The organism is Homoserinimonas sp. (assembly GCF_056262345.1).
The window spans coordinates 1-8,208 of sequence record NZ_JBACFR010000128.1 but is presented as its reverse complement, the minus strand read 5'-3'; the positions used below and the strand labels follow the sequence as shown (position 1 = coordinate 8,208).

General features: G+C 61.6%; 9 protein-coding genes. 4 read left to right on the top strand and 5 right to left on the bottom strand.

Features of this window, described 5'->3' with window-relative positions; translation table 11 throughout:
- Positions 1 to 176: 176 nt before the first annotated feature.
- The 4 genes from trxB to AC062T_RS06445 all read left to right on the top strand — a co-directional run bounded on the left by trxB (position 177) and on the right by AC062T_RS06445 (position 3,959).
- Positions 177 to 1,139, top strand: coding sequence for a thioredoxin-disulfide reductase (gene trxB / locus AC062T_RS06460; RefSeq protein WP_476028457.1), 963 nt, complete (start codon positions 177 to 179; stop codon positions 1,137 to 1,139).
- A 25-nt stretch (positions 1,140 to 1,164) separates the two neighbouring features.
- Positions 1,165 to 1,488 carry a thioredoxin gene (gene trxA, locus AC062T_RS06455; RefSeq protein ID WP_108518610.1) on the top strand — a complete coding sequence of 108 codons (324 nt, stop codon included), beginning with the start codon at positions 1,165 to 1,167 and terminating at the stop codon, positions 1,486 to 1,488.
- A 142-nt stretch (positions 1,489 to 1,630) separates the two neighbouring features.
- Complete coding sequence (locus tag AC062T_RS06450; protein WP_108518612.1) at positions 1,631 to 2,965, top strand: aminotransferase-like domain-containing protein; 1,335 nt, start codon at positions 1,631 to 1,633, stop codon at positions 2,963 to 2,965.
- Positions 2,966 to 2,996: 31 nt separating this feature from the next.
- On the top strand, positions 2,997 to 3,959 hold the full coding sequence (locus AC062T_RS06445; RefSeq protein ID WP_476028454.1) for a D-alanine--D-alanine ligase family protein: 963 nt from the start codon (positions 2,997 to 2,999) through the stop codon (positions 3,957 to 3,959).
- A 137-nt stretch (positions 3,960 to 4,096) separates the two neighbouring features.
- Here the strand turns inward: AC062T_RS06445 and AC062T_RS06440 are convergent, their stop codons facing one another.
- From AC062T_RS06440 to AC062T_RS06420, 5 genes are all read right to left on the bottom strand, one after another.
- Positions 4,097 to 5,062 carry a ParB/RepB/Spo0J family partition protein gene (locus AC062T_RS06440; protein ID WP_476028452.1) on the bottom strand — a complete coding sequence of 322 codons (966 nt, stop codon included), beginning with the start codon at positions 5,060 to 5,062 and terminating at the stop codon, positions 4,097 to 4,099.
- 98 nt (positions 5,063 to 5,160) lie between these two features.
- On the bottom strand, positions 5,161 to 6,057 hold the full coding sequence (locus AC062T_RS06435; RefSeq protein WP_476028461.1) for a ParA family protein: 897 nt from the start codon (positions 6,055 to 6,057) through the stop codon (positions 5,161 to 5,163).
- Positions 6,058 to 6,502: 445 nt separating this feature from the next.
- Positions 6,503 to 7,249, bottom strand: a complete 747-nt coding sequence (rsmG, locus tag AC062T_RS06430) for a 16S rRNA (guanine(527)-N(7))-methyltransferase RsmG (RefSeq protein WP_476028450.1) — start codon at positions 7,247 to 7,249, stop codon at positions 6,503 to 6,505.
- 21 nt (positions 7,250 to 7,270) lie between these two features.
- Positions 7,271 to 7,765, bottom strand: a complete 495-nt coding sequence (locus AC062T_RS06425) for a Jag family protein (protein ID WP_476028459.1) — start codon at positions 7,763 to 7,765, stop codon at positions 7,271 to 7,273.
- Between the two features lie 77 nt (positions 7,766 to 7,842).
- Positions 7,843 to 8,208 (bottom strand): YidC/Oxa1 family membrane protein insertase (locus tag AC062T_RS06420; RefSeq protein WP_476028448.1); only part of this gene is annotated, 366 nt, incomplete at its 5' end.

Genomic DNA, 8,208 nt, shown 5'->3' with positions numbered 1-8,208 from the left:
GTGATCGGGGGTGTCATGGCCGTGATCTATCTGGGCCTGTTGCTCGCCCTTCGTAACCCGGAGCTCCAAGTAGTGCGGGGCATCCTGATGCGTCGACTGCGGCCAGGTCACACGGAATAGACCGCGAATAGGATGTGTTGTACCGGTTTACGACATCTTCCGAAGGAGGGCGCCCCTTGCGCCAGCTCATCATCATCGGCTCAGGCCCCGCTGGCTACACGGCCGCGATCTATGCCGCGCGCGGCGGTCTGAACCCGCTTCTCGTTGCCAGTTCCGTCGAGGCCGGCGGCGAGCTCATGAACACCACCGATGTAGAGAACTTTCCGGGCTTTCCGGAGGGCATCATGGGTCCTGACCTCATGGACAAGATGCGCCTGCAGGCAGAGAAGTTCGGCACCGAGGTTGTGATGGATGACGTCACTTCTCTTGACCTCAGCGGTGACGTCAAGCGCGTCACGCTCGGCAGTGGCGAGACCCACGATGCCCGCGCCGTGATCTATGCCACGGGCTCGGCTTACCGAAAGCTTGGTGTTCCCGGCGAGGACCGCCTCAGCGGCTACGGCATCTCCTGGTGCGCAACGTGCGACGGATTCTTCTTCCGACAGAAGACCATCGCAGTGGTGGGCGGGGGAGACTCCGCGATGGAGGAGGCCACCTTCCTCACGAAGTTCGCGGACAAGGTTTATGTCATCCACCGCAGCGAAGAGCTTCGCGCGTCCAAGGCGATGCAGGATCGCGCCATGGGCGATCCCAAGATCGAGTTCCTTTTCAACAAGAAGGTCGGGGAGGTCTACGGCGCGGAGAAGGTCACGGGCGTGAGTCTCATCGACACCGTTGACGGCAGCGAGTCGACTCTCGATCTCGACGGCCTCTTCATCGCTATCGGCGCAGACCCTCGCACTCACCTGGTTCACGACCAGCTCGAACTCACATCGGCTGGCACGATCGCCGTCGATGGCCGCAGCTCGCGCACCTCGGTAACGGGCGTTTTCGCCGCCGGGGACGTCATCGACCCCACCTACCGTCAGGCCGTCACGGCGGCAGGCTCCGGAACCGTCGCCGCCCTCGATGCCGAGCATTACCTCGCGTCGTTGGGTGAGGCATCCGACCCGATTCCCGCCGCGACCGTCGCCGCCTAATCAGATTCACGAAACGGAGAACAATATGACAGCACGCACCGTCACCGACGCCACCTTCGAGGCGGAGGTTCTCAACTCTGACAAGCCGATCATGGTCGACTTCTGGGCCGAGTGGTGTGGCCCGTGCCGCGCCGTCTCTCCCATCCTCGACCAGATTGCTGCCGAGCACGGCGACAAGCTCGACATCGTCAAACTGAATGTGGACGAGAACCCCCAGACGGCGATGAAGTACCAGATCACCTCGATTCCTGCCATGAAGGTGTTCCGCGGTGGCGAGGTCGTCAAGACCGTCATCGGCGCAAAGCCCAAGCCCGCACTCGAGTTCGATCTCGCCGAGTTCATCGCGTAGACCTCGCTCTTACCGGGTTCCCACGGGGACTCAGCGGCATACGAAGGCCCTCCCTGCGACAACGGGGAGGGCCTTTGTCACCTAAACTTGGGTATTCACACACAATTTGAGACCGCCCTTCGTGGGCAACACGGGATACCCAATGACACCCCAGCAACCTTCGTCGGGCGGGTCGAGCACCAGATTCGACCCGTGGTATGACCACTACGCTCACCGCACAGCGGGTCTGAGCGCGTCGGAGGTGCGAGCGCTTTTCGCCGTCGCCTCTCGACCCGAGGTCGTCTCTCTCGCTGGTGGCATGCCGTATGTTTCGGCACTGCCCACCGAGCTAGTCACGGGGGCACTCGAGCGCGTCATGCTCAACGACGGCCCGCAGGCGCTTCAGTACGGCTCGGGACAGGGCACCCCAGAACTGCGAGAACAGATTCTCGAGGTCATGGCGCTTGAGGGCATCAGGGGCAGCGTCGACGATGTGGTGGTCACGACGGGTTCGCAGCAGGCGCTCGACCTCGTGACGAAACTCTTTATCGATCCGGGCGACGTAATTCTGGCCGAGGCGCCGAGCTATGTCGGTGCGATCGGGGTATTCCGCTCGTACCAGGCCGAGATCGCGCACGTGCTGATGGATGATGACGGCATCATCCCCGAGGTGCTTCGAGAGACCATCACCCGGCTCAAGGCCGAGGGCAAGACGATCAAGTTCTTGTACACGATCCCGACTTTTCACAACCCTGCCGGTGTCACGCTCTCCTGGGAGCGCCGCCTTGAGGTGTTGGAGATCTGCAAGGCCCACGAGATTCTCGTTCTCGAAGACAACCCCTACGGGCTGCTGTATTTCGACCGTCAGGCACCCAACGCCCTCCGCTCGATTGACGACGAAGGCGTGATCTACCTCGGCACCTTCTCCAAGACTCTTGCTCCGGGATTTCGCGTCGGATGGGCCCTGGCCCCTCACGCGATTCGCGAGAAGCTCATCCTTGCCAATGAATCCGCGATTCTCAGTCCGAGCTCCTTCAGTCAGTTCGCGATCTCTGAATATCTGCGCAGCACCGACTGGAAGGGTCAGATTGACACCTTCCGGGGCGTGTACCGCGGCCGGCGCGATGCAATGCTCTCGGCGCTCAAAGAGCACCTCCCCGACCTGTCATGGACCGTGCCGAACGGTGGTTTCTATGTGTGGGTGACTCTCCCCGAGTCTCTCGACTCTAAAGAGATGCTGCCCCGCGCCGTCAAGGAACTCGTCGCCTACACACCCGGCACGGCGTTCTATGCCGATGGGGGAGGGCGCCACAAGATGCGGCTCTCGTTCTGTTATCCCTCTGAAGACATGATTCGCGTCGGCATCCGCCGTCTGACCTCGGTCATCAATGGTGAGCTTGAACTTCTTGAGACGTTTAGCTCGACACGGCTGGCGACCGGGCAGATAGTTCTTCCCGCCTCAAGCCATGTCTCGAGCCCGCCTCCCAACATCAACTAGCCGCGATCGCCACGAAAGAAGCGCACGACACATGGATGAGTTCACACCCCGATCGGTTCTGATTCTCGCCGGAGGCATCTCCCATGAGCGGGAGGTTTCGCTGCGCTCAGGGCGTCGCATTGCCGACAGCCTTACCTCGCAGGGCATCACGGTGGAGCTTCGCGATCCCGATGCATCGCTGTTCTCCTACCTTGAGCAGGCCAAGCCGGACGTCGTCTGGCCTGCGCTGCATGGGGCAGGGGGCGAGGACGGGTCGCTCCGCGGGCTGCTTGATTTTGTCGGGGTTCCTTTCGTTGGGTCGCGCGCAGCGGCGTCGCGGCTTGCGTGGGACAAGCCGACGGCCAAGACCCTGGTGGAGCGTGCCGGCGTCATCACGCCTCGATCGATTGCCCTCTCTCGCGACACATTCCGCGATCTGGGGGCCGTAGAGGTGCTCGAGCGCATCTCTGCCGAGCTGAGTGGTCCCGTGGTCGTCAAGCCGGCTCAGGGGGGCTCTGCGCAGGGTGTGACGATCGTCGAGAACCCGGCAGATCTGGCCAGCGCGATGGTCCACGCCTACCGGTACTGGGATGTCGCGCTTGTTGAGCAGCGAATCTCGGGTACCGAAATCTCCATCTGCGTCGTGGACACGGGTGATGGTCCGGTCGCCGTTCCCCCCGTCGAGATCGAGCCCCTTTCGGGCGTCTATAGCTTCGAGGCGCGATACAACGCGGGGGAGACCCGTTTTTACACGCCCGCTCGCATCACGGATGATGTGGCCAACCGGGCGGCCGAGTTCGCGATCGCAGCCCACACCACGCTGGGGCTCCGACACATTTCGCGCATCGACATCATGATCGATGGCACAGGCACGCCATTCTTCCTTGAGGCCAGCGTCATGCCCGGCCTCACTGAGACGTCGCTGTTTCCTCGCGCACTTGAAGTTGCTGGCCACGACGTCGGATGGGTCTACCTCGCCCTCTGCCAGGCGGCGGTTCGCGACTCGCGAATCTAAGTCACACCGCGGTTCACTGCTTACTTAAACAGAAAAACCCCTGGTCACAGGGGTTTTTCTATTTAACGATTCGCTGGGCTGTTTGCTCTTATCGCGCCCAGTGTGCCTATGTTTCACGTGAAACATAGGCACGGAATTTAGTTGAAGCCCGGTTCTCCGAGTTCACCGAGGATGCGATTCAGGTCACCGACGGTCGCAAAGTCGATCACGATGGACCCCTTGCTGGTGCCCAAAGAAACCTTGACGCGGGTGTTGAGGCGATCGCCGAGACGCTCGGCGATTTCATCGAGCTGCCCCTGGCGCTTGCCTTTGCTCGGCGCGGCGCTTCTCGGCGCCTTCTGCGAGATCTGCCCCGCCGCGACCTCGGCACTGCGCACCGAGAGGTCCTCGTTCACGATCTTCTGAGCAAGCTTCTCCATTGCATCAGATGTTCCCGTGGAGAGAATAGCCCGCGCATGCCCTGCGGTCAGAACGCCAGCTGCTACTCGCGATTGAACGGATTCTGGCAGCTTCAGAAGCCTCAGAGTGTTGGTGATCTGCGGACGGGAGCGACCGATCCGCGTCGCGAGCTCGTCTTGGGTAATGCCAAAGTCGGAGAGGAGCTGCTGGTATGCCGAGGCCTCTTCGAGCGGATTGAGATTCGCCCTGTGGATGTTTTCCAGAAGTGCGTCGCGGAGCATGGCATCGTCTGCCGTGTCCTTGATGACGGCGGGGATCGTGGCGAGGCCGAGGTGCATCGTGGCCCTCAGCCGGCGCTCACCCATGACGAGCTCGTATCGCGGCGCACCCTCGGCGACATCAGCGATCGGGCGGACCACGATCGGCTGGAGAACGCCAAACTCCCGCACGGAATGAATGAGCTCATCGAGATCTTCTTGCACGAAAACACTGCGGGGCTGCGAGGCGTTCGGCACAATATCTGCCGGGCTCAGGTTTGCGAGCCGCGCACCGGGAACCGCAGCGAGGCCCTCGTTGCTCGGTGACGCCTCCTTCACCTTGTTCGAATGGGGAAAGAACACATCGACGGGACGGGCGGGGGACTCGCCGTCGGTAGGAATGAGGGCGCCGATGCCGCGGCCGAGGCCCGTTCGCTTTGCTGCCATGTCTATCTCCGGGGTAGATGCGGGGTGAATCTGCGGATTCTGGGGAGTTTACGAGAGATTGGCCCTAAGAAACGGGCTCATTTGGCCCTGTGAGGCCGTCAGGAAGCCTTGATTGCGGCAGGGGCGCCGCGCCGCGCGATCTCCGCCGCCGCTTCCAGGTACGAAATTGAGCCGGGGGAGTTGGTGTCGTAGCTGATGACACTCAGTCCAAAGCTGGGCGCCTCAGAAATGCGCACCGATCGGGGGATAGGGGTGTTGAGCACCTGGTCGGGAAAATGCGCTCGCACATCGTCGGCGACCTGGTTGGACAGATTGGTGCGGGAGTCGTACATGGTCAAGAGAATCGTTGACACCGTGAGCCTGGGGTTCAGATGCTTCTCGATCAGTTTGATGTTGTTCAGTAGCTGGCTGAGGCCTTCCAGAGCGTAGTACTCACACTGGATAGGAATCAGCACCTCGTCTGCGGCAACGAATGCGTTGATGGTGAGCAGACCCAACGACGGAGGGCAATCCACAAAGACGTAGTGAAATGGTTCCGGCGATTCCGCAAGAAAGGTCTCGAGCGCGGATCTGAGCCGCTGCTCGCGGGCAACGAGGGAAACGAGCTCGATTTCGGCGCCAGCGAGGTGGATTGTCGCCGGCAGACAATACAGTTCGCCGGGCTCTGGGCTCTTCTTGATCACGTCTGCCATGGGCACATCGTTCACGATCACGTCGTAAACGCTAATGGTTTCGGATCGGTGATCTATTCCCAGCGCAGTCGAGGAGTTGCCCTGAGGATCCAGGTCGATCACAAGGACCCGAGCGCCGTTCTTGGCAAGCGCCGCGGCCAGGTTGACGGTCGTTGTCGTCTTACCAACTCCGCCCTTCTGGTTAGCGATGGTAAAAATTCTGGTCTTCTCGGGAAGCGGCAGAACCTCAGCCTCAAGCGCCCGGCGGCGGCGGGTGATCTCCGATAGTTCCCGGGCGAGGGGAGTGTCCGCGAGGCCAGCCAGCGCAGAGGAGCGCGGAGCGACGGCCTTCGGGGCGCTCTGCGGCGATGGCGCGGAGGGGGCTGGGGCAGCAGCGGCAGCGGTCTGCCGTGCCGATTCGGCGGCGGCTGCAGCTTCAGGGACGGCCAGCGGAGGAGCGGGGATCGATGCCTTCGCTTCGGGCACAGCAGCAGACGGCAGAGCAGCAGCAGTCGCAGAACCAGCAGCGGGGGAGTAGGTCGGTGCAGAGCCGGTGGAGACGGATTCCTCAGCAGTGTGAATAACCGTGTCTTCGTCGGGATGTTTCACGTGAAACCTTCTGCTCGGAGATTGCGTATGAGGGAACGGGAAACCCAAGGCTCGCAGACAACGTAACTTTTTCAAGTGACGCTACCGCCCCGTTAACGCACCATGGCTGCCCATCAGAGCGGCCTTGGAGCGTCAAATAACTACCTCTTATCGTGAGGCACTAGTCAACTGTAGCCCGAAAGACACGCGTCGTTTCGGTGCCCACGTCGGAGCCCAGCGTAAGGACTTCGATGTCATGTAGGCGATGCTTGCGAATCACCTTCGATGCCTTCTCGATTTCAGCATCCACGCTCGCACCCTTGAAAAAGAGCATCTCACCGCCGGACTTCATCAGGGGAGCGATAAGAGGAATGAGCTTGGACAGCGCACTGACGGCACGGGCGGTTGCCTGGTCAAGCCACGGGCTCAGCTGGGCATCCTCAGCACGCGCGCGCACAACCTCGACATTGGTAAGGCCGAGCAGATCTTTCTGCTCATTCAGCCAGGCGATCCGGCGCTCCATCGGCTCGATCAGCACAAAATCAACGTCGGGACGCGCGATAGCGAGAACGAGGCCGGGCAGACCAGCACCGCTGCCGATATCGCCCACGCGGCCTGGTCGCAATAGCGGAGCCATCAACGCGGAGTTCACCACGTGTCTGGTCCATAAGCGGGGGAGCTCGAGGGGCCCGATAAGGCCCAGTTGCTCGCCACGGTCGGCGAGGTCAGCGACAAACGCCCGCGCTGCGTCGATCCGATCTCCGAAAAGCAGTGCGGCCGCAGGCGGTTCCTGCTCTAACTCGGCGCTCTCGGGCTGCGCGTGTTCCTTCGAATCGGCGTCGCCGGAGACAGCGTCTAGCGGGGGAGGGGAGATGGCATCGTCCCAAGATGACGTAGGCTCCCGCTCCGGCTCGCTCGGCTCGTGCATGTCGGAATGTTTCACGTGAAACTATGCGCGACGAATCACGGTGTGACGGTCGCGTCCTTCGCCTTCGGACTCCGAAGTAAAGCCGCGATCTGCCACGACGTCGTGAACGAGTTTGCGCTCGTACGACGACATGGGAGGCAGGGCGGCAGAAGCTGCACCACCCTCGATGCGTTCGATTGCACGGTCGACCAGGTTCTCAAGCTCGGACTGACGAGCTTCGCGGGATCCTCCGACATCCAGGATGAGTCGTGAGAACCCACCCGTCTTGGTCTGCACGGCAATGCGCGTGAGCTCCTGCAGTGCGGTGACGGTGTCTGGCTTCGAGAGCAAGCGGAGGTTGCTGTCTTCGCTCGAGTTGACCGATACATAGGCGCGGCCGCCACGGGCGTCGATGTCAATGTCGCCATCGAGGTCGGTGATATCGAGGAGCTCCTCGATGTAGTCCGCCGCAATATCGCCCTCTTCTTCGAGTTCGGCGATGGTGGGGTTGCCACGGTCAGCGCGGCCATCGGACACTACGGCAGTGGGGGATTCCTCCGACACGGTCTCGTCCTCAAGGTTTTCGTTGGCGGTGTTCTGGGTCACGGGTGTCCCTACTTCTTCTTCTTGCGGTTCTTGGGGTTGACGGGCTGCTGACGCTGCACCGGCTTGGGCTTTTCAATAACGGGTTCGTCGTCTTCAACGATGGTAATTCCACGTCGCTGCGCCTTCTTCGCGAGGCGGGCTTCCCGGGCGAGGGCTGCTTCGCTGCCGGGAGTCGGCATGTTGCGAATGACGATGAACTGCTGAACCATCGTCCAGATGTTCGAGACGAGCCAGTAGAACATGACGCCCAGAGGGAAGGTGAAACCAGAGAAGAGGAATACCAGCGGCAGCATGTACAGCAGGATGCGCTGCTGCTTGAACATGGGGCTGTTCTTCATCTCGGGCGACTGGTTCTTCGACATGATCTGCAGCTG

Bases quoted from the DNA above. Each gene is read 5' to 3' on its own strand.
- rsmG (WP_476028450.1), bottom strand. From the start codon at position 7,249: ATGCACGAGCCGAGCGAGCCGGAGCGGGAGCCTACGTCATCTTGGGAC.
- AC062T_RS06450 (WP_108518612.1), top strand. From the start codon at position 1,631: ATGACACCCCAGCAACCTTCGTCGGGCGGGTCGAGCACCAGATTCGAC.
- AC062T_RS06440 (WP_476028452.1), bottom strand. From the start codon at position 5,062: ATGGCAGCAAAGCGAACGGGCCTCGGCCGCGGCATCGGCGCCCTCATT.
- trxA (WP_108518610.1), top strand. From the start codon at position 1,165: ATGACAGCACGCACCGTCACCGACGCCACCTTCGAGGCGGAGGTTCTC.
- AC062T_RS06445 (WP_476028454.1), top strand. From the start codon at position 2,997: ATGGATGAGTTCACACCCCGATCGGTTCTGATTCTCGCCGGAGGCATC.